At 64.4% G+C, this 23,939-nt stretch carries 20 protein-coding genes; 13 read left to right on the plus strand and 7 right to left on the minus strand.

Features of this window, described 5'->3' with window-relative positions:
• Positions 1–2 precede the first annotated feature (2 nt).
• Entirely contained in the window at positions 3–797 is a 795-nt protein-coding gene (locus VCS63_RS24845) for an OmpA family protein (RefSeq protein WP_042795235.1), read from the plus strand.
• Between the two features lie 49 nt (positions 798–846).
• On the opposite strand, the gene tssA is transcribed toward VCS63_RS24845, so the two are convergent.
• The gene (tssA, locus tag VCS63_RS24850) at positions 847–1,956 is read right to left on the minus strand and encodes a type VI secretion system protein TssA (protein WP_042797373.1); all 1,110 of its coding nucleotides are present in this window, start codon (positions 1,954–1,956) and stop codon (positions 847–849) included.
• A gap of 172 nt (positions 1,957–2,128) precedes the next feature.
• On the opposite strand from tssA, the gene VCS63_RS24855 reads away from it, so the two are divergent.
• The 4 genes from VCS63_RS24855 to VCS63_RS24870 all read left to right on the plus strand — a co-directional run bounded on the left by VCS63_RS24855 (position 2,129) and on the right by VCS63_RS24870 (position 4,345).
• Entirely contained in the window at positions 2,129–2,380 is a 252-nt protein-coding gene (locus tag VCS63_RS24855; protein WP_042795236.1) for a hypothetical protein, read from the plus strand.
• Positions 2,381–2,416: 36 nt separating this feature from the next.
• Positions 2,417–2,686 (plus strand): PAAR domain-containing protein, encoded by a 270-nt coding sequence (locus tag VCS63_RS24860; protein WP_042795237.1) that lies wholly within the window; start codon positions 2,417–2,419, stop codon positions 2,684–2,686.
• A gap of 16 nt (positions 2,687–2,702) precedes the next feature.
• Complete coding sequence (locus VCS63_RS24865) at positions 2,703–4,115, plus strand: hypothetical protein (RefSeq protein WP_323881296.1); 1,413 nt, start codon at positions 2,703–2,705, stop codon at positions 4,113–4,115.
• Positions 4,116–4,180: 65 nt separating this feature from the next.
• Positions 4,181–4,345: a hypothetical protein gene (locus VCS63_RS24870; RefSeq protein ID WP_088607638.1), complete on the plus strand. Its 165-nt coding sequence runs from the start codon at positions 4,181–4,183 to the stop codon at positions 4,343–4,345.
• 12 nt (positions 4,346–4,357) lie between these two features.
• On the opposite strand, the gene VCS63_RS24875 is transcribed toward VCS63_RS24870, so the two are convergent.
• Positions 4,358–5,110, minus strand: a complete 753-nt coding sequence (locus tag VCS63_RS24875) for a 5'-methylthioadenosine/adenosylhomocysteine nucleosidase (RefSeq protein ID WP_149063675.1) — start codon at positions 5,108–5,110, stop codon at positions 4,358–4,360.
• Between the two features lie 338 nt (positions 5,111–5,448).
• On the opposite strand from VCS63_RS24875, the gene VCS63_RS24880 reads away from it, so the two are divergent.
• Together VCS63_RS24880 and VCS63_RS24885 are read left to right on the plus strand one after the other, a co-directional pair.
• Positions 5,449–6,489: a DUF2235 domain-containing protein gene (locus tag VCS63_RS24880; RefSeq protein ID WP_149063674.1), complete on the plus strand. Its 1,041-nt coding sequence runs from the start codon at positions 5,449–5,451 to the stop codon at positions 6,487–6,489.
• Positions 6,490–6,688: 199 nt separating this feature from the next.
• A complete protein-coding gene (locus tag VCS63_RS24885) occupies positions 6,689–8,455 on the plus strand; it encodes a sensor domain-containing diguanylate cyclase (RefSeq protein ID WP_112966355.1) in 1,767 nt (588 codons plus the stop codon).
• 13 nt (positions 8,456–8,468) lie between these two features.
• On the opposite strand, the gene VCS63_RS24890 is transcribed toward VCS63_RS24885, so the two are convergent.
• The gene (locus tag VCS63_RS24890) at positions 8,469–12,011 is read right to left on the minus strand and encodes an indolepyruvate ferredoxin oxidoreductase family protein (RefSeq protein ID WP_323881298.1); all 3,543 of its coding nucleotides are present in this window, start codon (positions 12,009–12,011) and stop codon (positions 8,469–8,471) included.
• A gap of 102 nt (positions 12,012–12,113) precedes the next feature.
• Between VCS63_RS24890 and VCS63_RS24895 the strand changes: the two genes are divergently transcribed.
• A complete protein-coding gene (locus VCS63_RS24895; protein WP_042795241.1) occupies positions 12,114–13,019 on the plus strand; it encodes a LysR substrate-binding domain-containing protein in 906 nt (301 codons plus the stop codon).
• A gap of 8 nt (positions 13,020–13,027) precedes the next feature.
• Here the strand turns inward: VCS63_RS24895 and VCS63_RS24900 are convergent, their stop codons facing one another.
• Entirely contained in the window at positions 13,028–13,936 is a 909-nt protein-coding gene (locus tag VCS63_RS24900) for a LysR family transcriptional regulator (RefSeq protein ID WP_042795242.1), read from the minus strand.
• 123 nt (positions 13,937–14,059) lie between these two features.
• On the opposite strand from VCS63_RS24900, the gene VCS63_RS24905 reads away from it, so the two are divergent.
• The 5 genes from VCS63_RS24905 (at position 14,060) to VCS63_RS24925 (ending at position 20,443) form a co-directional block, all read left to right on the plus strand.
• Positions 14,060–14,653, plus strand: coding sequence for an amino acid synthesis family protein (locus tag VCS63_RS24905; protein WP_042795243.1), 594 nt, complete (start codon positions 14,060–14,062; stop codon positions 14,651–14,653).
• Complete coding sequence (locus VCS63_RS24910) at positions 14,650–15,438, plus strand: alpha/beta fold hydrolase (protein ID WP_063960578.1); 789 nt, start codon at positions 14,650–14,652, stop codon at positions 15,436–15,438. Before VCS63_RS24905 ends, VCS63_RS24910 begins: the two co-directional genes overlap by 4 nt.
• Before the next feature lie 31 nt (positions 15,439–15,469).
• Positions 15,470–16,441 carry a Bug family tripartite tricarboxylate transporter substrate binding protein gene (locus VCS63_RS24915; protein WP_063960577.1) on the plus strand — a complete coding sequence of 324 codons (972 nt, stop codon included), beginning with the start codon at positions 15,470–15,472 and terminating at the stop codon, positions 16,439–16,441.
• A gap of 101 nt (positions 16,442–16,542) precedes the next feature.
• Entirely contained in the window at positions 16,543–18,435 is a 1,893-nt protein-coding gene (locus VCS63_RS24920; protein WP_323881300.1) for a sigma-54-dependent Fis family transcriptional regulator, read from the plus strand.
• A gap of 205 nt (positions 18,436–18,640) precedes the next feature.
• Entirely contained in the window at positions 18,641–20,443 is a 1,803-nt protein-coding gene (locus tag VCS63_RS24925) for an NAD(P)/FAD-dependent oxidoreductase (RefSeq protein WP_323881302.1), read from the plus strand.
• 163 nt (positions 20,444–20,606) lie between these two features.
• Here the strand turns inward: VCS63_RS24925 and VCS63_RS24930 are convergent, their stop codons facing one another.
• From VCS63_RS24930 to VCS63_RS24940, 3 genes are all read right to left on the minus strand, one after another.
• The gene (locus VCS63_RS24930) at positions 20,607–21,293 is read right to left on the minus strand and encodes a hypothetical protein (protein ID WP_323881303.1); all 687 of its coding nucleotides are present in this window, start codon (positions 21,291–21,293) and stop codon (positions 20,607–20,609) included.
• An 840-nt stretch (positions 21,294–22,133) separates the two neighbouring features.
• Positions 22,134–22,592, minus strand: a complete 459-nt coding sequence (locus VCS63_RS24935) for a hypothetical protein (protein WP_162726395.1) — start codon at positions 22,590–22,592, stop codon at positions 22,134–22,136.
• The coding region (locus VCS63_RS24940) for a toxin C-terminal domain-containing protein (RefSeq protein WP_323881305.1) at positions 22,589–23,939 on the minus strand (1,351 nt) is incomplete at its 5' end. The genes VCS63_RS24935 and VCS63_RS24940, both read right to left, overlap by 4 nt.

The following is a 23,939-nucleotide window of genomic DNA, read 5'->3' on the forward strand; positions in this document are numbered from 1 at the left end:
CCATGCGCCTTTCCTTTCTGCTCATGGCAGCGCTGTACGCCTGCGCCGCCACGGCTCAGGACGCGGCCACCGTGGTGCCCGCCAACGTCATCCCCCAGCCCGGCCAGGTCGTGGCCAGCGGCGCGGTGCCTGACGAAGCCACCAAGGCCAACGTGCTGGCCCGGCTGCAGCAGGTGTACGGCGTGGGCAATGTGATCGACCAGATCGACGTGGGCGGCGTGGTTGCGCCCCCAAACTGGTCTGAGCATGTCGGCAAGCTCATCGGCCAGCCGTTAAAACAGATCAACCGCGGCCAGCTGGAAATCGACGGCACGCAGATCCGCCTGCGCGGCGAAGTCCAGAACGAGGCTTCGCGCCAGCAGATCGCCAGCGCCTTCGCGACGTCGCTCAATCCCACCTACAAGATCGTCAACGGGCTGCGCGTATCCGCCAGCAAGGACGAACAGGGTCTGCTCGACCAGGTGCTGACCAATCGCGTGGTGGAATTCGAGACCGGCAGCGCCACGCTGACCGCGCGCGGCCGCGAGCTGCTGGACAAGGTGGCGGACGTGGTGCCCAAGCTGCACAGTGACAAAGTGCAGATCATCGGCCACACCGACAGCTCCGGCAGCCGTAGCACCAATCTGGCGCTGAGCCAGGCACGTGCCGATGCGGTCCGTGCCTACCTGGTGGACAAAGGCCTGCCGCCCGCCCGCTTCGAAACGCTGGGGGCCGGACCTGACCAGCCCGTCGCCACCAACGCCACCGCGGAAGGCCGGGCGAAGAACCGCCGAATCGAGTTCCGGGCCAGCCGCTAGCCGCCGGGCCGGCCCGCAGAGGCCGGCTCACGCATGCCCACGACCATGTTCAGCCGTTGTGATCCGGCGATTTGGGCACGCCTAGCAGCTCTTCCAGGCCGGATAGCGCATCGTCGTTCTTGAGGACGGTGCGCAACCACAGGTGCAGCGACATCTCGCCCCAGCTGGCGGCTTTGTCGGCCAAATAGGCCACCGGGCTGTGAGGCTCGGTGCGGCGGAAGAACTCCGCCACTTCGCGCAACTGCGCCAGCGCCTGGTCGCGCGTTTGCAGCGGGCCGCGCGCGGCTGCGGGCGCGGCGGGGACGGGATCGGCTGCGGACAAGGTCGGCTCCATCCGGGTCGCTGCGGACGCAGCGGTGGGTGCGGCAGGCGCCGCGGCGGCGGCGCTATCCGCGCGCACCAGCAATCCAGCGTCGCGGGCGAAGCGGCGCGCCAGCTCGGTTACGTCCTTCAATGCCTCTCGCACCGGCGAGAAGGCGGGGCCTTCGTCGCCCAGCCGCGCCGCCAGGGTCTGTTCAAGCGTGTCCACCGCGGTGAAGCAGCTTTGCAGATTGCTTTCCAGTTCCGAATAAAAGGCCGGCGGCGTGTCGCGGCGCGCAGCATCGAACTGGTCCAGCGTGAGCTTGCCACGGGTGATCTCGGCTGCGTTCTGCGGCGCGCGCTTGACCGCGTTGGCCAGCTGCGAGGCGCTCTCCCACAAGGCCGCTCCATAGCGTCCGCCCTCGGACTGCGTCAATGGCAATTCACGGATCAGTTGTTGCGACCGCGCCAGCAGCCACGCCAGGTTGCCCACGCGCTGCTGCACATCGCCCTCGTCCGGCACCGGATGCAAGCCGTCCCAGTAATGGCGGCACAGCCCATCCACCAGCAGGTAGCCGTCTCGCAAGCCGGCAAATCCGCGCGTCTTGGCCCAGGCCTCGGCCAGCCAGGCGGCGACACGCACGTCCTTGCTTTGTTCGCGCAGCACGGTCGTGCAGATGCGGATGACCTCGGGCCAATCGGCCTCCTTGATGTCAATGACCCAGTCGCCCTGGTCCAGGTTGGGGTCATCATGGCGGCGGGCTTCGCGTATGGCATCGAACTCGGCGGAAAACACCATGTCGACGCCGCAGGGCGCTTCGCCCGCAATGGGCTGCAGCAGTGTGTCGATATCGCTCATATAGGTCTTGTCGGATGGCTGAATCTCGGCCACCGGGCCTGCGGCGGGTGGCGAGAAGAGGATCGATCCTCCCATATCTGTAACGACGTTGCGTTTGAAGATGACACGTCCTATTACAAAACGCATCACGGACCATGGATATCATTCGGGTTCTCCACGACGAGGAACCACGATGGACAAGTCATTCCACATGATGCCCGACGGCCACTTCATCAATGGCAAGCCACGCCGCTGCCCGGATGGCACCTATGTGGGCGACGGCGGTCCCATCACGCGCGCGCCTGACGGCACATACGTGGCCGGCAAACCGCAGCGCGCGCCTGACGGCCGTTACCTCGGCGGCGATGGTCCGGTCCGCATGGCGCCCGACGGCACGTTCGTCATCGGCACCCCGAGGCAGGCTCCGGATGGCACCTATCTGTAAGCACACATAACCAATCTGACAAAGCAACAGGCAGCCATGGCGCAGCTATCGGTGATACGCAAGGGCGATCGCACCTCGCATGGCGGGGTGGTCGTCACGGGCGACGAAACAGTAATGATCTTCGGCCAGCCCATGGCCCGCCTGGGTGATCGCGTAACCTGCCCCAAGTGCAGCGGCACCCACACCATCGTCGAAGGAGCGGCCGCCGTCAGTTCGGACCGGCGCACTGCACTGGAAGGCATGAAGACCTCCTGCGGCGCGACACTGATTGCCAGTCAACAGTTCTACCGCCTGGAACAGGGCTAGGGCGCAGATTGCGCGCATGATGTACACGCCATCCAGGCTCTACCCCTTGTTGTTGTCGGGTGCCCTCGCGCTCGCCCCCATCGCCCTGCCGGTGCAAGCCGCCGATGGCGCCGCGGCCCGGAAGGCCTCCACCCGCAGCACGCCCGCGGCACCGCCAAGGGACATGCCCCAGTATGGCAAGGGCGAGCATGGGCGCTATCTGGTGCTCAGGCTGGAAAACAGCCGGGGCGCCGCGGTGGCTCCGGGCACGCCCTACCGGCTGTTCCTGACCGCGAAGGGCGAGTCCATCGAAAACACACCCAGCCAGGACGGCATACTGGAGGGCGTCACCGACGCGCTGGGGCGCAGCGCCTGGGTCTGGACCCGCGAGGCGCACCCCGCGGAAGATTTCACCCTGGTCCGGATGATCGGCGACGGTGCTTGGGGCCATTTCTTCCAACTGCAATCGGGCTCGGGCAGCGAGCCGCTGGCGGGTTGGCCTTACATCACTACCATGCATGTACGCTGGGGCGAGCAATGGGTGGATCTGGGCTACAGCACCGCCCAGGGCAATACTGCCTACTTCAGCCACGACCGGCCCGCTGCAGCCTTGTCGATAGCAGTCGAGGCCGAGGCGGCGCAGGACCGCCGCTGTTTCGACGAACTGGACGCCATCAACCGCAAGTTCAGCCAGAACGATGACGAAGGCGCCCTGCAGTTGGTGGACGCGACGGGCTGCGGCACACTGCCGCAACAACAACTGGATATGGCCAACCTGCTGCTGATGGCGGGCCACACCGACCTGGCGCGGCAATGGCTGGACCGCGCCCGCTCGGCGTCCGAACCGGGCAAGCCCCTGGATCAGGATGTGCTGCGCGCGCGCTACAAGCTGGAACGCTTACTGGGCATGCCCGAGCTGGCGCTTGAGGATGCCCTGGAGTTGCAGCGCCAGCACGCCGAAGTGCCGCTGCCGGACGCGCCCGACTGGGCCAACGACATCGCGTACTACCTGGCGGACTTCCCTGATCATCTGGCCGAAGCCGAAGCCCAGGCGCGCAAGTCTATCGAAACCGCCGGCCCCCTTCCGTACAACCAGGGAACCCTGGGCTGGATCCTGACGCTCAGGGGCGACATCGACGGCGGGCTGGAACTGCTGAAGCGATCCTACCGTGAGATTCCTCGCGATGAGGAAATCGTGGCGGATTATGGCCTGGCGCTGTGGCGCCATGGCCAGCCCGCGATGGCCGCGCGGCTCTGGAACCAGGCGGAGATGCAATGCGTGTGGGGCGGACGCATGCACGACGCACTACAGGAAGCCGGCCATCCCCACCCCTACTTCCAGGCTGCGAATTCCCCCGCGGTGCAGGCCTATCAGCACCGCTGTGCCGCCCCGCAAACCAAGCGCAAGACCAAAGCCGGCGAACAGCATGGCGCCGGCGCCCGGGCGTAAAATAGGCGCGATAGACAAGCCGCGCGCGCCGCTACCCAGACCGGGAAGACGCGCAGGAGACCATCATGAAATCCGCCCTGATCCGCCTGTTTTCCCTTTTGGCCACGGCCCTCGTCGTGGCCGGCTGCGCGCCGGGCAAAGGCGGTCCGCCCCACCCCGGCGCGGTCAATCCGTATAGCAGCGGCGGGTTCAGCGACGCGGGCCCCAACTATCCCGACACCGGCCCCTGAGGGCGACAGCCCTCAGGCCGCGCGCAATGCCCCCGATTTCAGTAGCGGCGCCAGGATTCCGGCGGTGTAGACGCGTGCCAGATTCACCAGGAAATCGGTGAAATCCGCCTTGGCGGCATGGTCGGCCTGGTCCGAAATCACTCGGAGCACCGCATAAGGCACGCCGAATTCATAGCAGACCTGTGCCATCGCACCGCCTTCCATTTCCAGGCAAAGCGCTTCGGGCAGACGCTGGCGCAGTTGATGCGCGTAGTCATTGCTGTTGACGAAGACGTCGCCAGTGGCGATGAGCCCGTGATGCACACGTGGCGGCGGCAAGGCGGCGTCGGGCAGTCCGGCATGGGTGCGCGCAAACTGCCTGGCGCTCTCCAGCAGGCTTGCGCTCAAAACCGGGTCCGCCTCGAAACGCTCGCGCCCCAGCAAGGGGATCTCGTGCTGCTCGAACAACGGCCGAGCATCCATGTCGTGCTGCATCAACGCAGTGGCGACAACCACGTCGCCCACTGCCACATCCTCATGCAGGCCGCCCGCCAGGCCCGTGAAGATCACGCGCGTGGCCTTGAACTCGTGGATCACGATGGACGCGGTGGCCGCCGCGGCCACTTTGCCAATCCGGCTCAGCGCGATCACGCAGGGGGTGCCCCACAGGGTGCCAACGTGAAAATCGCGCATCGCGATGCGGTGGATGGTGGCGCCCGGATCCATCGCCGCGAGCAGGTCGGCGATCTCTTCGTGCAAGGCGCCCAAAATGGCTAAACGTCCCATGGTTTTCTTCTCGGTTCATGCGCGGCGGGAAGCCGCCAAGCCCGCAACATACTCCAAGCCCGGCGCGGCCGCCAACGCAAGGCGCGGCGTCCGGCGGCAAAGTTCGGATTGCGACTTTTGATGTAGTGAGATTTTCCTCGTGCGCGTGTGCCACCCGGCAAATCGCCCACTTGCGTCGGATTGCCACCAATTAGCTAGTCACAAATACGGTGTACGTCCAATCAGCAGGGAAACCACGCACCCGGCGCGCACCGCCCGCCGTGCTAGCGTACGTCGCGCAGGACGCGAGCCATGCCAACAAGCGGATTCATCGCAGACCCAATCTGTGGAGAACGATCATGGTGAAGAATCTAGCCGTATTCTTCGACGGGACCTGGAACGAACCGAACGACCGCACCAACGTCTACGAGCTCTACAAGGCGGCGCCCGAGACCTCCACGCAGGAAACGTTCTACATCGAAGGCGTGGGCACCCAGGGCCATGGCCTGTGGGCGGCGATCGACAAGTTCGCCGGCGGCGCCTTCGGCGCCGGGCTGTCGGCCAACATCCGCACCGGCTATCGTTGGCTTTGCCAGCGCCACGAACCGCGGGACCGCATTTTCCTGTTCGGCTTCAGCCGTGGCGCCTACTCGGCGCGCAGCCTGGCCGGCATGGTCCGCAAGTGTGGCCTGCTCAATAATCCCTCCGACAACAATGTGGCCGAAGCCTATGCGCTGTATCGCGACGACTGCATTCCCTCGTCGCTGGAGGCCACGGCTTTCCGAACCAATTTCTCGCGCGAGACCGATGTGCATTTCGTTGGCGTGTGGGACACGGTAGGCAGCCTGGGCATACCGGTGGGCGGCATACCCTTCCCCGGCTTTTCCAAGTTCTACAACTTCCACGACACCGAACTCAGCAACCACGTGCATCACGCTTATCACGCCATTGCCACCAATGAATTCCGCGAGCCTTACTTTCCAACCTTGTGGACGCGCCAGGCCAATTCCGAGCCGCGTCCCTCCGACCGCCCCGTCGAGCAGCGCTGGTTCATCGGCGCGCACTCCGATGTCGGCGGCGGCTATCGGGACGGCAGCCTGCAAACGCTGCCGGCAGCGTGGCTGCAGGACAAGGCGCGGCAAGCAGGATTGGAAGCCGGATTGGCGCAGCGCATCGCCACGGACTACGAACAATGCGAGCCGCATGATTCCTACCGCGAGTTCACCGACAAGGTGTTGATCCATGTAAGGAAGCGGCCAAGGCTATGGGACGGCGCGACCGTGCTCAACCTGACGGTGGACGAGCGTTTGCTCAAGCGGTTCGGACGCAGTCAGGAATTCCTGAAGGAGTATCCGGATTTCAAGGACGCGCTGGAGAAACTGCCCATCGCCTCGCCCTGAACCACGGGGTCGCGCGAGGGTTCGGAATGACGTGAAAATGCGCGAAATAGAGTGATGTAATGCGCTTAAAAATGAGACTTTGCGACTTAATGCGATACAAACCTTGAGCGGTCAAACAGTCGCCGGAAAACACTGCAGTCCGAGGTCCATTTCAAGTAACCTCCGGCCACCAGTCATTGTTCCGAGCCGATGTTTTCGCATGTTCCGCAATGTCTTTGCTCTCAAATCCCTTGAAAGGTATTTCCTGACACTGGCAGCCGGCGTGGCGCTGCCAGTCTCCATGCTGACCGTGATCGTGGTGCAGCAGAACTGGCGGTCGCTTACCGCCACCGACGACGCCATGCGCGGGTTCGTTGTCGTTCGCACGACCCTGATGACCATGGAGGCCGTGTCAGCCGAGCGCGGCCCCATGAACGCGGCGCTGGGCTCCGACCTGCCCGTTCCCGAGAACATCCTGCACTTGCTGGACGAAGCCCGCCAGCGCACCAACGCGCAGATGGCCGATCTGCTCGCCTTGTACCGCGCGCCCCTCAATCCCAACGGCGCCCGCGAATTCACCAACATCCAACGGATCCGGCAGTCCCTGCTCGACGCCCGCGCCAGCGCCGACAATGCCATCGCCGCGCCGCGCGCAAACGTCTCCGGCCACAACCTGTGGACCGTGGTCGGAGACATGGTCGCGCTGGTGCCCGAGCTGCGCGCGGCGATGTCCGACGGGATAGGCCTGGTGGCACGAAACCAGGGCGAAGACTTCGACCTGCTTTCATTGGCGCTGCTTGCCGGAGAGTTGCGCGAACAGGCGGGACTGGTGGGCTCCACGTTTGCGCCGGCCTTGAGCAAACGCCGCACCCTCACCACCGGCGACCAACTGAGAATCGAACGCGTGATCGGCCGCATCGACGAGCTGCGCGCCCTGATCGAGGCCAATATCGCGAGCATGCCGCAACATGCCGCGTCGCCTGCCTACCGTGAACTGCAGGAGCAGTACTTCGGCGCCGGCATGAATTACCTCGACAGCGTGCGAGCCATTGCCGAACGCGCTCCGGAAGACTCCCTGGTGTCGATGTACGAGCTGGGCGCGAACTACGTCCCGCAGATGAAGTCCATCGTCCAGTTCCGCGATCTCATGCTCGACGCCGTGGAACAGCGCATCGGAGAAAACCGCAAGGCGGCGATCCGCGTCCTGCTGACGACGCTGGCGGCCGCAGCGATGCTCACCGCCGCGCTGGTGCTCGGCCTGGCCATGTTCCGCAAGCGCGTCATCCGTCCTTTCGTCAGGGCCACGAACATCATCGGCGCGATCGCGCTGGGCGGCGAAATTCCGCCCATCCCCGCCGACCAATACCGGGGCGAAGTGAACAGCATGTTCAAGGCATTGAATGTGCTCAACGACAATGCCACCGCAGTGCGCAAGCTGGAACTCGAACGAGACCGACTGATCCAGGATCTCGCCATCATGGCCGAAACGGATTTTCTCACCGGCCTATTGAACCGGCGCGCCTTCGAAAAGCGCCTGGAGGCCGCGTTGGGCGATGTGCGCCACAGCGACGGCGAAGGCTTGGCCTTCATCCTGTTCGACATCGACCACTTCAAGTCCATCAATGACACGCACGGCCATGCCACCGGCGACGAAGCGCTCAGGACCGTGGCCGACCTTTGTCGCAAGACCTTCCGCGAATCCGACGTGGTTGCGCGTGTGGGCGGCGAAGAGTTCGCGGTCCTGTGCCGCAGCCGCAGCCCTGCCCGCGTCTACGACGTTGCAGAACGCATGCGGATCAACATTTCGAACACGCAGATCAACGCTGGCAACGGCGCGCGCTTTGGCATGACCGCTAGCTTCGGCGTCGCCCATGCCCGGGGCGGCGACGCGGCAGCCTTGGATAGCCTGTCGCGCCGCGCGGATGAGCTGCTGTACAAGGCAAAGCTGAACGGCCGCAACTGCGTACTGCTGGAACAGATGGCGTAAAGCGCCGGCCGTCTCAGGCCGCCAGCGTTTCCCGACGTAGCCCCCGGTAGCGCTCCCACAGCGCGGCTTCCTGCCCGCGCGCCCGTTCAACGCTTTTCTCCTTGACATGGCCATAACCTCGGATAGCATCCGGCAGCGCGGCAAGTTCCAGGGCCGCGCCGCGGTTGCTCTCGTCCAGGGTGCGCGAGAACTCCTCCGCCAAGGCCAGGTAATCGGCCGCCAGTTGTCGCTCCATGCGGCGTTCGGCCGATTTACCGAACACGTCCAGCCACGTCCCCCGCCACCGCTTCATAGGGGCAAGCACGCGGAATGCCAGCGCCATCCAGGGACCGTACACGCGCTTTTGCAGCCGCCCGCGCGCATCGCGGCGCGCAAGCGCGGGTGGCGCCAGGTGGTAACGCAGGCGGTAGTCGCGGCCGGGTTCACCTTCGAACTGTTCGCGCAGCCGAGCCTTGAACGCCGGGTCCACGTACAGCCGCGCCACCTCGTACTCATCCTTGTAGGTCATGAGCTTGGCAAGATTGCGCGCGACCGACAGCGTCACCTCGAAACGTTGCGGGTCCGCCAGCAAGGCTTCCCTGGCGCGCACCGCCGCGACGGCCTTCATGTAGCGCGCGGCATACGCATCATCCTGATAGGCGCGCACGTGTTGTGCCAGCCGCTCGATCTGGCCGTCCAGGGATTCTGGCATCGCCAGGACCTGAGCCCGCGGCGCAGGCTTGAGCGCATCCGCGCCGTGATACGCGGCCTGCCGGCCCAGTTCAAAAGCTGCCAGATTTTTTTCCACCGATACCCCGTTCAGTTCGATGGCGCGCCGCAGGCTGTCCAGCGACAGCGGCAATCCGCCTTGCTGCCAGGCATAACCCAGCAGCAAGGGATTGGCGTAGATGGTGTCGCCAAGCAAGGCCTCGGCCAGCGGACCGGCATCGATGAAATCGCAATGGCCGCCGGTGCTGCGCGCCAACGCGGCTTCCGCCTGCGCGCCCGGAAAACGCCAGCTGGGCTGCGACAGAAAGGCCGCCGTGGGCGCGGCGCTGCTGTTCACCACCGCGCGGCCGTGATCCGGACGCAGGCGCGACAGCACCTCTGGCGACGCCGAGACCAGCGCATCGCAGCCTATGACCAGATCCGCCTCTCCCAGCGCCACACGCGTGGCATGCAGGTCTTCGGGACGGCTGGCCAATTGCACGTGGCTGAGCACGGCGCCGCCTTTCTGCGCCAGACCCGCCATGTCCAGCACCGTCACGCCCTTGCCTTCCAGGTGCGCTGCCGCCCCCAGCAACGCGCCTATGGTCACGACGCCGGTGCCGCCCACGCCCGCGATCACCACGCGATAGGCGGCGCGGTGGCCGATTGCGGCCAAGACCGGTTGCGGCGGCTCCAGCAACACGGGCGTGTTCCTGTCCGCGGCCGGTTTGCGCAGGGTCGCGCCTTCCGCCGTGACGAAGCTGGGGCAAAAGCCCTCCACGCAGGAGAAATCCTTGTTGCAGGAAGATTGGTTGATGCGCCGCTTGGTACCGAGCGGCGTGTCCAGCGGCTCAACGGACAGGCAATTGGATTGCACCGAACAGTCGCCGCAGCCTTCGCAGACCGCCTCATTGATGAACGCGCGGCGCGGCGGGTCGGGATATTCCCCACGCTTGCGGCGCCGGCGCTTCTCGGTGGCGCAGGTCTGGTCATAAATCAGCACCGTGGTGCCTTCGATGTCCCGCAGCGCGCGCTGCACGTCGTCGAGCGCCTTGCGGTGATGCACCTCCACATCTTTCGGCAACGCCGCGCCGCCGGCGTACTTTTCCGGCTCATCAGTCACTACCACGGTCTTGCGCACGCCTTCGGCCTGCATCTGTGCAGCGATCTGCGGCACCGTCAGCACGCCGTCCACCGGCTGCCCGCCCGTCATCGCCACGGCGTCGTTGTAGAGGATCTTGTAGGTGATGCTGGCACGCGCCGCCACCGCGGCACGGATCGCCAACAGTCCCGAATGGAAATAGGTGCCGTCGCCCAGGTTGGCAAAAATATGGCGTTCGGACGTGAAATCCTTCTGGCCCAACCATGCGACGCCCTCGCCGCCCATTTGGCTAAACGTGTCGGTCTTGCGATCCATCCACATCGCCATGTAATGGCAGCCTATGCCGGCCACGGCACGCGAGCCCTCCGGCACGCGGGTGGAGGTATTGTGCGGGCAGCCCGAGCAGAACCAGGGTTTGCGTTCTTCCACCAGCATGGGGCGCGCGGCCTCGCGTTCTTTGGCGGCGATGACGGCGAGCCGCGCCGCGATCCTCGCCCGCAACGCCTCCGACAGGTCCGCCTTCTCCAGACGCGCGGCGATGGCGCGCGCGATCACGGCCGGCGACAGCTCATGGCGCGCAGGCAACAGCCAGGCGCCGCGCGGTGTGGACCACTCCCCGCCGCCGTGCTCGCGCACGTCGAACTTGCCGTAGACGCGGGGCCGCACATCGTCGCGCCAGTTGTAGAGCTCTTCCTTCAGCGCATACTCCAGGATCTGTCGCTTTTCCTCCACGACCAGGATCTCTTTCAGCCCGGTGGCGAACTCGCGTGCATCCTGCGCATCCAGTGGCCAGATGCAGCCCACCTTCAACACGCGAATGCCGGCCTCGCTACAGGCTGCCTCGTCCAGGCCCAGGTCATTCAGTGCCTGTCGCACGTCCAGATAGGCCTTGCCGGCGGTCATGATGCCAAAGTGCGCCCGCGGCGAATCCAGCACCACGCGGTTCAGCTTGTTGGCGCGCACATAGGCCAGCGCTGCATACCACTTGTGGTCCAGCAGCCGCGCCTCCTGCGCCAGGGGCGTATCAGGCCAGCGGATATTCAAACCGCCCTCCGGCAGGGCGTCCTGGGGCAGCACCACCTGCACCCGATCGGGGTCCACCTCCACCGATGCGCTGGACTCGACCACGTCTGTCACGCATTTCATGGCCACCCAAAGCCCGGTATAGCGGCTCATGGCCCAGCCGTGCAGGCCATAGTCCAGGTACTCCTGCACGTTGGAGGGGTACAGCACGGGGATGCCGCTGGCAATCAGCACATGCTCCGACTGGTGCGCCCCCGACGAAGATTTGGCGGCGTGGTCGTCGCCCGCAAGCATCAGCACTCCGCCATGTGCGGAACTGCCGGCCGAATTGGCGTGCTTGAGCACGTCCACCGACCTGTCCACGCCCGGGCCCTTGCCGTACCACATGCCGAACACGCCATCGCGCGCCGCGCCCGGAAACAGGTTGAGCTGCTGCGAGCCCCAGACTGCGGTGGCGGCCAGGTCCTCGTTCACGCCCGGCTGGAACACGACGTCGTTCGCCTGCAGGTGGCGCTTGGCCTTCCATAGCGCCTGGTCCAGCCCGCCCAGCGGAGAACCGCGATAGCCCGAGATATAGCCGCCCGTATTCAAGCCGGCCTGCATGTCGCGCTGCTTTTGCAGGAGCGGCAGCCGCACCAGGGCCTGGGTACCGCTCAGATAGATCCGCCCGTGGGTACGGGTGTACTTGTCGTCCAGCGACAGGCCATGGGTATCGGCTGCGCCTGCGGGGTGTGGGGCGTTCACGCTTGTCTCCTGCGGTCCGGGTTTTGGTGTTTTGCCGCAGTGTAGGAAGCCCGGCCGTTATCGTATATTCATATATTCAGGTATCAGGTATGTGCTAATCAGATGGCTAACGACGTCACCTTGCGCCAGTTGCGGTACTTCGCAGCAGCCGCCCGTACCGGGCGGTTTTCCATGGCCGCCGCGGACGAGCACGTCTCGCAATCCGCCGTCACCAACGCGGTCCTCGCGCTGGAAGCGCAGTTGGGCGTACGCCTTTTCGACCGCCACCCGCATGGCGTCACCCTGACTCCCGAAGGACACAACTTCCACCAGCGCGCGCGCGAAGTGCTCGACTCCCTGGACGACGCCCTGCGCGAGCCCGGCTTCCAGCGCTACGCGCTGCGCGGCGCCGTGCGCATCGCGGCGTCCTACACCGTCCTGGGCTACTTCCTGCCCGACCTGCTGGCGCGCTTCAGGCGGCGCTATCCCGACGTGGAGCTGGACCTCGTCGACCTGGACCGGCCCGACATCGAAGCCGCCGTGGCCCGCGGCGAGGTGGAACTTGGTGTAGCGCTGCTCTCCAACGTAGAACGGCGCGAACGCTTCGGACACCAGGTGCTGGTGCGGTCGCGGCGGCAACTATGGACCGCGTCCGGCCACCCGCTGGCGCAAGCGTCGGCCCCGTCGCTGGCCGACATCGCCGGCCATCCCTACATCCTGCTTGAAATGGACGAAGGAGAACGTTCCGCGCTCGCCTATTGGCGCGCCCATGGCTTGCAGCCCGACATCGCCTTCCGCACGCGTTCGATGGAGGCCTTGCGTGGCTTGGTCGCGCATGGCTTCGGCGTCACGATGCTGTCGGACATGGTTTACCGCCCCTGGTCGCTGGAAGGCCGCAAGATCGAAGCCGTGCCCATTACCGACGCCGTTCCGCCCATGGAAGCCGGCCTGCTATGGCATCCGCAGGCACGCCTGGCCAAGCCCGCCGAGGCCTTCCGCCAATTCATGATCTACGCCTGCGGAGTTTGACGCCGCCGCTATACCAGGATCGCGCCCTTGCGACGCGTGAACTGGGACAACGACCGCAGGGCCAATTCATGCATTGCGGCCACCGAGGGCAGCAGCGTTTCTTCCTTGCGGGTTAACACGCCGACGATGCGTTCCACGGTGGGTTCTGCCAGCGGAACAAAGGCCAGCCCGCTGGCTGCCGTGGGCCGCGCCAGCACCGGCAGCACAGTCACGCCTAGCCCGCTGACCACGCTGGCCAAGAGCGACGCGCGGTTGGACACCACCATGAAAGGGTCCTCGATGGCGGCGCCCAACCGCCGGTTCTTCAACGTGTCGAAGGTGGCGTTACCTATCAGGCGTTCTCCTTCCAGCGCCGACCAGGGCACGGGCCCTCGTCGCCGCGCCAACGGATGACTCTTGCGGCATACCAGTCCAAAAGCGTCGCGCGCCACCGGCGCGAAGGCCACCTCCGCCGTGCGCGGCACTTGTCCCGCCACGCCCACCTGTACCTCGCCGCTCAGCACCAGCCGATGCACATCCTGCGACGATTCATCAATGGCCCGGATGCGGATCGCCGGGTGGCTGCGCGCATAGCGCTCCAGCAAGCGTGGCAGCCATTCGTCGGCCAGCGAGGGCATCACCGCCAGCGACACCGGCCCCTGGCTGCCCAGGCCAAACTGGCGCGCCGCATCCAGCACGCGGTCATGGGTGGCAAGCAGTTCCCGGAAAAGCGGCGCCACGGCGATACCCAAGGGCGTGAGCTGCGCGCGCTTGCCGGGCTCGAACAGCGGCGCGCCCAACTGCTGCTCCAGGTCCTGCATGGCCGCCGATACGGCCGCCTGGGAGCGGAACGTGCCTTCGGCCGCGAGGCGGAAGCTGCCATTGTCGGCCGCCAGCAGGAACTGGCGCAGGTGCTGGATCTTCAAAGGTGGCGGCATCGGGAAGGGCGGCTATGAATTCGGATTTTCCGAAATTAACTTGAGTTAATTTGGATTGTCAAAACTGCTTGCCGCCCCCAACAATGGCCGCGTCTTTCATCCAACCGGTACTGGAGCAGCGGTATGTCTTTGCAAGTGCGCAAGGTAGTCAGCTATGTGGAAAAAACCCTGATCGAAGGCGGCCGCGCGGCCGAGCGGCCGCTGGTGATGATCATCGCGGCGGCCGTGATCCGCAATCCCTGGGCTGGCCTGCCCTTCCAGGAAGACCTGCGGCCGAAGATCCTGGAAGCCGCGCCGCCTTTGGGTGAGCTGCTGGTCGCGGAAATCCTGCGCCAGGCCGGCTCCGCCGATCAGGTCGAGGCCTACGGCAAGGCCGCGGTCGTCGGCACGGCCGGCGAGATCGAGCATGCGTCGGCGTTGATCCACACGCTGCGGTTCGGCAACGCCTATCGTGGGGCGGTGGGCGGCACCAGCTACCTGAGCTTCACCAACATGCGGGGCGGTCCCGGCTGCGTGATCACCGTGCCGTTAATGCACAAACTCGACGAAGGCCTGCGCTCGCACTATTTGACGGTGCAGACCACCATCAACGACGCGCCGGCGCCGGACGAGATCGTGGTCGCCCTGGGCGCGGCCACGTCCGGACGACCACAACACCGGATCGGCAACCGCTATTCCGACCTGCAGGAACTCGAGCGCGAGGCGCAGTCCAAATGAGCGCGCATTTTCGGCGTTCGGGTCGCGGCGAGCCATTGGTGCTGCTGCATGGCGTAGGCCTGGACCACACGCTATGGGACGATCTGGCGCCCCTGCTGGAGCCGGACTTCGAGGTGCTGCGCTATGACATGCTGGGCCACGGCCACGCTCGCGCCATCGACGAGAGCGTGACGGTGCAGGACTTCATTGCCCAGCTGGACACGGAACTGGATCGCGCCGGCTGGAAAAGCGCCAACGTGCTGGGCTATTCCATGGGCGGCCTGATCGCCGGCGCCTATGCCGCCGCCCGACCGCAGCGCGTCACCCGGCTGGCCCTGTTGAGCACCGTTTTCCAACGCAACCCCGACGAAGCCCGTGCCGTCCTGGCACGCCTGGACGCGGCTGCGACGCAGGACCGCCAAGCCGCCGCCGAGGTCTCGCTGCAACGCTGGTTCACGCCAGCCTTCCAGGCCCGGTGTCCCGAGCGCGTAACCCGCATCGGCCAGCGCCTGCTGCATAACAACCGCGCCAGCTTCCTGGCCGCCTATCGCATCTTCGCGCTGGGCGACACGATATTGGCGCAAGCGGCGTCCGGTATCGCCTGCCCTGCCCTGGTGATGACGGGTGAGCTGGATGTCGGATCAACCCCGCGCATGACGCGGGAGTTGGCCAGCGCGCTACCGCAAGCCCAGGCCCAGGTGGTGCCAGGTCAACGGCACATGCTGCCAGTGGAAGAGCCCGCCATCGTGGCGGCGGCGCTGCAGGGATTCCTGCTGCAGGCGTCCGGGGCGCCCATCGTGCCCTAGCCCGCGTAGAGTGGATACGGAGACAAACAATATGAATCGCAGAACCCTCCTGAAGAACATGGCGGCCCTGGCCATCACGCCGCTGGGCGCCGCCCTCGGCAGCACGGTCAACGCGCGCGAAGCCCCCCTGCGCGTCATCGTCCCTTTTCCGCCGGGCGGCGGCACCGACGTGCTGGGCCGCGTCATCGCGGCAAGCCTGGAAGGCGCGCTGGACCGCTCCGTGGTGGTTGAGAACAAGCCCGGCGCCAGCGGCATGCTGGGCGCCGACTACACCGCCAACGGCGCCAAGGATGGCAGCGTGCTGCTGTTTGCCGGGCTGGTGCCCTCGGTGCGCTACTACGCCCGGCCGCCCGAGGACGTGCTCAAGCAACTGGCGCCCGTCTGCCCCATCGCGCGGTCGCCCTACATGGTCGCGGTGAACGCCGGCCTGCCGGCCAAGACGCTGGGCGAACTCATCGCCCAGGCCAAACGCGAGCCCAAGGCGCTGACCTTCGGCTCCCCGGGCAATGCCACCCCGCAGCACCTCGCCACCGAGCTGCTACAGGCCGCCTGCGGCATCGACATGCTGCACGTGCCGTACCGCGGCACGGGTCCGATGATGACCGACCTGTTGGGCGGACAGATCCAGGTGGTGGTGGCCACCGTGGCGGCGGTGGAACCCTATCTGCAAAGCGGACGCCTGCGCGTCCTGGCCGTGACCAGCCCGGAGCGCCTGCCCAAGTATCCGGACATTCCGACGGTGGCGGAGAGCGGCCCCGCCGGATTCTCCGCGCAGATCCAGTTCGGCACGTATTGCGCGGCCGGCACTCCGGAAGCCGCCATCGCGGCGCTGAACCAGGGCATCAACCGCGCGCTGCAGACCGACGCCGTGCGCGCCAAGCTGGGCGAACAGGGCTTCCAGCCCACCGGCGGCACGCCCGCCCAGTTGCAGCAGGCGCTGCTGGCGGAAATACGCGACGTCGCCGGGCTGGTACAAGCCGGCAAGGTAAAGGTCGACCTGTAACTTCCCACCGCCCCATGCTGGATAACCAGCATTTACAGGCGTGTCGTCCTCTGTGCATGCTGGCCGTTGATCCGGCGCAGATCGGGCACCATGGAGACGACATGCCTAGCCAGGAATCCCTGCACTCCGCCCATATCCGCGAGATCGAGCAAGTCGGCCTCGGCCGGCCCACCCAGCGCGACGCCCACGTGGTGAGCAGCTGGCTGCGCTGCCTGGACCAATACCGGCTGGATCCGGCCCAGGCCTGCGAGGCCTATATCGTGCCCGACGGCCGGCTGCGCGAGCACCGCCAGCAATCCGAAGCCCTGGTCTCGATCGCGAGATCGGGCCTGGACCACCTGTTCCGCCAGGTCGCCGGCCAGAACTATGTGTTACTGCTGGCGGACCGCCAGGGCGTGACGGTGGAATTCCTGGGCGACGCGCAGCAGACCGCCAGCCTGCGCAAGGCCGGGCTCTATCTGGGGTCGGAATGGTCGGAGCGGCGCGCCGGCACCTGCGCCGTCGGCGCCTGCCTGGAAAGCGGCGAAGCCCTCACCATCCACCAGACCGATCACTTCGACAACACCCACACGCCGCTGTCCTGCACCGCCGCGCCTATCTACAGCGCCGATGGCGAGCTGGCCGCCGTGCTGGACATCTCGCTGCTCAGCTCGCCCATCCTGAAGGCCAGCCAGAACCTGGCGCTGCACCTGGTCACCAGCACCACGCGGCGCATCGAAATGGCCAACCTGATGGCGCGCACCAGCAATGAGTGGGTGCTGCGCTTCGCGCGTTCGCCCGAATTCCTGGACGTGGATCCGGAGGCTGCGATATCGCTGGATGGTTCCGGTCGCATCCTCGGCATGACGCATACGGGCGCCAAGCTGCTGGCCCGTGCCGCCGGGCTGGACTGGCGCAATCCCGCCAGCCTGATGGGCCAGCCCGTCACCCGTTTCTTCGATGTGCAGCTCGACGACCTGCCGCGCTACACCCGCGCCCACGCGCCGCAGCAGCGCCTGATCGTGGCGCGCGATGGCAATGCGTTGTTTGCGCATGCCATCGAACCCAACCGGCACTCCCGCGGCGCGAGCGTATCGGTGCGCGGCACGCCGTCCGCGCTGCGCGGCCTGGACGGCGGCGACGCCCGCATGGCGGCCATGCTGACACGCGCCGCCAAGCTTGCCCGGCAGGGGCTGCCCATCCTGCTGCAAGGCGAAACCGGCGTCGGCAAGGAGTACCTGGCCCGCGCCATCCACGACGGCAGCCAGCGCGCGGGCCGTTTCGTCGCGGTGAACTGCGCGGCGATCCCCGAATCTCTGATCGAAAGCGAACTCTTCGGCTATCTGCCCGGCGCCTACACGGGCGCGGCGGCCAAAGGCCGCAAGGGCTTGATCGAAGAATCCGACGGCGGCACCCTGTTCCTCGATGAAATCGGCGACATGCCCTTGGCGCTGCAAAGCCGCCTGCTGCGCGTGCTGGCCGAATCGGAGGTGACTCCCATCGGCGCCAACGCGCCGCGCCCGCTGCGCCTCAGTCTGGTGTCTGCCTCGCACCGCGACCTTGCCACGCTGGTGCGCGAGGGGCGGTTTCGCGAAGACCTCTATTACCGCATCAACGCCGCCACGCTCACCGTGCCACCGCTGCGCGAACGCGACGACCTCGAATGGCTTATCGCGCGCCTGCTGGCGCGCCACCAGGACGAGTCCGGCGCCCCGTTGCTGGCGCCCGCCGCGCTGATGGCATTGAAGGCGCATGCCTGGCCCGGCAACATCCGCGAACTCGCCAACGCCATCGCAGTGGCCGCGGCATTGTGCGAGAACGGCGTTATCGAACCTGGCGACCTGCCCGACGCGCTGGCGCCGGCCGCGGCGGCGGCCAGCCCTGAAGAGGCGGCCTTGCGCGCCATGCTGGCCAGTTGCGGCGGCAACGTGTCCGAAGCCGCCCGGCGCCTGGGCGTAGACCGCTCCACCGTCCATCGCCAGATGCGGCGCCACGGGCTCGCCTCGCGCTCCTGAGGCGCAACGCCCCGGTGCCACACCCGGGCGCCACAGGTGTGGCGCGGCGCCACGGGATCCGGCCCCGGCCCCCAGGACAACAGGGTTGGCATGCCAATTGCTTGATCGTTATCGACGCTCACCGGCCGGCACAGGCTGGGGCGCCGGCGGACCGCAACCCGGCCCGCCATGACAACGACGCCCGCCAAGGGCAAGGAGACAAGTCATGCAGACCGATCAAGCCGGCGCCACCCTGGACGCCGTGCTCGCGCGCCTGAATACGGCGCTGGGCAACAAAGACATCGATGGCGTCGCCGCACTGTTCCAGGATGACTGCTATTGGCGCGACCTGGTGCTGTTCACCTGGAACCTCCGCACACTGGAGGGACAGGATCAAATTCGCGACATGCTGCGCCAGCAACTGTCGCATGTGGAGCCGGTGCGCTTCAGCCTGGACCAGAAAGAAGCCGTCTCCGACGACGCCGGCCTCCTGCAAGGCTGGATCGAAATCGAGACCAACCGCGCGCGTGGCTACGGCCACATCCGCGTCCGGGATGGCAAGATCTGGACTCTGCTGACCACCATGTCGGAACTCAAGGGGCACGAAGAACCCAGCGGCCTGCGCCGTCCCAAGGGCGCCGAGCACGGCAGCAGCCGCACCCGCAAAACCTGGCTGGAAAAACGCGAACAGGAAGCGGCCGAGCTGGGCTACGAGACACAGCCCTATGTACTCATCATCGGCGGCGGTCAGGGGGGAATCGCGCTGGGCGCCCGCCTGCGCCAGCTGGACGTGCCCACCATCATCATCGAAAAGAACGAACGCGCCGGCGACAGCTGGAGAAAGCGCTACAAGTCGCTGTGCCTGCACGATCCGGTCTGGTACGACCACCTGCCCTACATCCCCTTCCCCGAGAACTGGCCGATCTTTGCTCCCAAGGACAAGATCGGCGACTGGCTGGAGATGTACACCAAGATCATGGAGCTCAATTACTGGACCTCCACCGTCTGCCAGTCGGCGCGCTATGACGAGCAAAAGCAGGAATGGGAAGTCAACGTGCTGCGCGAAGGCAAGCCAGTCGTGCTGCGGCCAAAGCAACTGGTGCTGGCCACCGGCATGTCCGGCAAGCCCAACATTCCCACCTTCCCCGGCCAGGACGAATTCCAGGGCGAGCAGCAGCACTCGTCACGCCACCCCGGCCCCGACGCCTACCGCGGCAAGAACGTGGTGGTCATCGGCGCCAACAACTCCGCGCACGATATCTGCGCAGCGCTATGGGAAGCCGGCGCCAACGTCACCATGGTGCAGCGTTCGTCCACCCACATCGTGCGTTCCGACACGCTGATGGACATCGGCCTGGGCGGCCTGTATTCGGAGCAGGCGCTGGCCAACGGCATGACCACACGCAAGGCCGACCTGACATTCGCATCCCTGCCCTACAAGATCATGGCGCAATTCCAGATCCCGCTCTACGACCAGATGCGCGAGCGCGATGCCGAGTTCTACGCCAAGCTCGAGAAGGCCGGTTTCATGCTGGACTGGGGCGACGACGGCTCCGGCCTGTTCATGAAATACCTGCGGCGCGGATCCGGCTATTACATCGACGTCGGCGCCTGCGACCTGATCATCGACGGCAGCATCAAGCTGCAGTCGCGCACCGACGTCAGCCACCTGACGCGCGACGCCGTGGTCCTGAAGTCAGGCGTCAAACTCCCTGCGGACCTGGTGGTCTACGCAACCGGCTACGGCTCGATGAACGGCTGGGCCGCGGACCTGATCAGCCGCGAAGTCGCGGACAAGGTCGGCAAGTGCTGGGGCCTGGGCTCCGACACCACCAAGGACCCCGGCCCCTGGGAAGGCGAGCAACGTAATATGTGGAAGCCCACACAACAGGAAGCCCTCTGGTTCCACGGCGGCAACCTGCACCAGTCACGGCATTATTCGCAATATCTGTCGCTGCAATTAAAGGCCAGGCAACTGGGGATGCCGGTGCAGGTCTATGGGTTGCAGGAGGTGCATCACAAGCAGTAGGTGCCCGGCGTCTCATGCTATTGGCGGGCCGCGGCTATGGGGGGGTGCGGCCTAAGGGGAAGGTGCCGGAAGGGGATTGCCTTTTTTGGAGGTGTAGGCCGGCCGACACCCTCTTCCAACCCCGGCCTACAGCGGACAAGCGCGGTTAATCCGCGAGCGCTGCCTACTTCTCTGCGACTTGATCCGGGAAATGAAAAATCTCGGTGTAAAGCGGCTCGCTCCAGAAGTTCAGTCTAGCGCCTAGCTCGTCGCGAGCCCCCTTGTGGTCTTCAAGCAAACTCGCGTACGTGAGAAAAGTCTTTTCGGACTCACCGTACATGCGGTCGAAAGAACGAGACATAAGTACCTTTCCATCTTCGTCCTTGAGCGCGTATTCAATAATGGTCATCGGCTTGTAGGTATCTGTCGCAGACGTAGCCCCATATCCGGTGCTCAACCGCAAAAGGAGCTGCATGTGCCCCTCGGTGGGCACCATATCCTCAGATACGCTCGCTGCCAAGTCGTCGCTACCCGAGGGACGCATTACCTTCGTGACCTTTACCCCACGACCATTCTTAACAAGCCAGTCGCCGACTTGGGTGGCAAATGCTTGGTTGATGCTTTGGCCAGGAAAGCTCCTGTCGATGAGTTTGGAAAACTCCTCGGAGCGGCGTGCCGTGCGCGCCCCGGAGTCCAGCTTGTGCGCCATTTGCGCCGTTATGCCCACCAACAGACCTACTGGACCAAGAATGCCGAGCACGTTGGTGGCCTGGATTCCGCCAAGATCCATGATCACGAATTGATCGTCATGATAGAAAACCTCCACTGGTTTGCCGGACTGAATGGCCGCTTGATTGGCCAATTTTTCCAATTGGTACTGGGGAGGCGGGCGCGTGACTGCGCACCCACTCAAAAATAAGAGAATGATAGAAAGTAGCTTTCTCAAGTTTCAAATCGCAAAAAGGCGCCGCAGTTATAGCGACGCTTTGTTTCCCCTCCAACGAGACTACCGAAATCGTTCCAAAATCGTTCATTCTGGCCACAACAATGCAGCTTATGCTGCGCCTCGTCACTGACTCAAAAATTATTTTTTGGTTCTTTCAAAATAGTCTTTCGATTCAATACGAGTCTATTTAAAAAATCGCAAGAAAGGATGTTTTTGCCGAAAACTAAGACAAGGAGAAGCTAACGATGGGCCGCCACCCATGCCAACCAGGGCCGCCCTTTAATCGCTCTTTGGGGACCGGCAATGTCTTACCATTTCATTATGGGCCGCGTTGCGCGGGTTCAAGCCGATCGAATAGAAGTTTAGTCTTGCGGGCCGGCGGCTCTGTTGGGAGAGCTTATTTTTTCAATCTAAGGGATAAGGGGATTTTTTGAATCGCAGCAACACTTCGCCCCGAATAAGCCATGATTATCTGAAATATTTCAAACCCGCCAAGCTCAAGTGGTGTTAGCCCTCCACGCCCGACTTCCAGACGTTGGTAAAATCAAAATGTCTGCGCTCGGCGCGGCAATGAGAGAAGATGGCTCATCCGTGCTTCGGCGTGCTCAAAACGCCTTCACCTTATCCCCCGTATTACGTCTAATGGCTTGACGGGGAAGACGGTATTTAGTCAGTAAATCCACCAGGGCTAATAGATTATCGCCCCCTCTGCCAAGGTAGATGCCTGCACGCCTTAACCAAACTTCCCGAAAAATCCGGGCCAGCTCAGTCTGACACGTTATTTTTTTTCAACGCTTCAAAAAAACTCACAACTGAAGATACATCAACCCTCCACTCAGAGATCTCTAAACCATCCTCATTGACGGTTTCTCTTTCTGAAACATAGGAGTTTATTTCACTAGGAACAAAAGGTGTAGTCAACTCATCCAGAAACAATATTCTATTCTGCACATACGCCTGCTCCTTCTCCATATAGACCACCCAACAAAATACAAAATTGCATATATCTGGATTACGCATCGACGTTGCTAAAACTGCATGCCCACGATCACGAATCGCGTGATCGAGAGACTTCTTCCAACTCTCCAGATAATCCGCGCGGGACCAGAATCCTACTGGAGCCAGGAAGTTCTCCTTGTATCCGTCAAGGTCTATCTCTCCTTGCAACACAGGCTCATCAAACCGTCTGACAATTTTTTCATTCAAGCTAATGCTAAAGCTCATTTCTTTATCCGAACCAAATCTTTATCGTACGTACCCACTCGATTTCCACGGCGATCAAATATCTTCCAACCACCCGAAACATTATGAGCATCTATATCGCGAGTAATATATTCTTTTCCATTCCAGAAAACCACTTGGCCGTGCGAATCGAACGGCGCTTTTTGAGGCGGAATTCGCTGCGCATACCCCAATTCCTTAGCCCTGCGTTGAAGTTCTTTATTCGAACTTAGGATCGGATCAACAATGATAGGGCCATCATTTGGCGTGCTGATCAGTTCTCCGCCCCCGACTTCCGCCCCTTCTTGACCCGGCGCACCAATCTCAGGCACATCCCCCGACTTACCAGGCAACTGCGTGTCCGGCGCCGTACCCACACCACCACCCGGAGGCACACCTACCGGTGGCACCGGCTCTCCAGGTTTCCCGGGAATACTCTGGGGTTCACCGCCGGTCGCGATGTACTGAACGACCGCTAGCAACAGCGCTTGGTCCTCCGACAAACCGGGCGTCTTAGCCATCAGGTCCGCTGTCACCGCAGTGATCGCTGCGAACGCAATTGGCCCGATCACCTTCTCTTCGCAGGCAGGCGAACGGAAGCATGCGCCTACCGCCGCCATGCCACCGCGCTTGAGCAAGGTTCCGACCGCGTTGTTCTCGGTCTCCGACCTGCCGCTATTGACCACGGCGCTCGCGTCAGCGCCCAGGCCGACCGCCACTCCTGCCAACAACGAGGACACCAGATTGCTACGCGCCTCCTTGTCTTCGGGCGACAAGGCCGAGCCGGACTTGCCGCTGGTGGCGTCCAACAAGACGTTGACCACCGAGGCAGCTCCGGCGCCTAGCGCCGAAGCCCCGCACCCATCACCACGCGCCGATCCTGCTGCGCAGCCCACCAGTGTGTGCAATGCAGCACGCGCGGCTTGCGCGTCTGCACCGTCACCCAGCGCATCCGAGTACAGCTTGATCTGTTTCGCGGTCAAACCCTGGAGATAGTTGACCGCGCCGGCTTTCGCGACGGCAGATACAGCCCCAGTAACGTTGCCAGTCGCGCCGCCCAGGATCGCAGTGGCGATCAAACGGTATTGACCACCAGGTTCCCACTTTGCCGCATCACCCAGATCATCAGTCAGCTGGGCAATACGCGCGGGGTCTCCGCCACCTGGCTTCTTCAACTCAGTGGCCAGCTCATCAGAAAGCGCCTTCGCTTCCTTCGCCCGATTTTCTAAGAACTGCCCCGCCTGCCGTTGCGCCTCCGACGCAATCTCAAACCCCGCCTCGATCTTCTCCTTATCAAAAATCGGCTTCAGCGCATTCAAGGTGTCCGAGGTATCCCGGTTCAACGCCACG

It is taken from the genome of Achromobacter sp. D10 (assembly GCF_035282245.1).
GTDB classification, from domain to species: Bacteria; Pseudomonadota; Gammaproteobacteria; order Burkholderiales; family Burkholderiaceae_B; genus Achromobacter; species Achromobacter insolitus.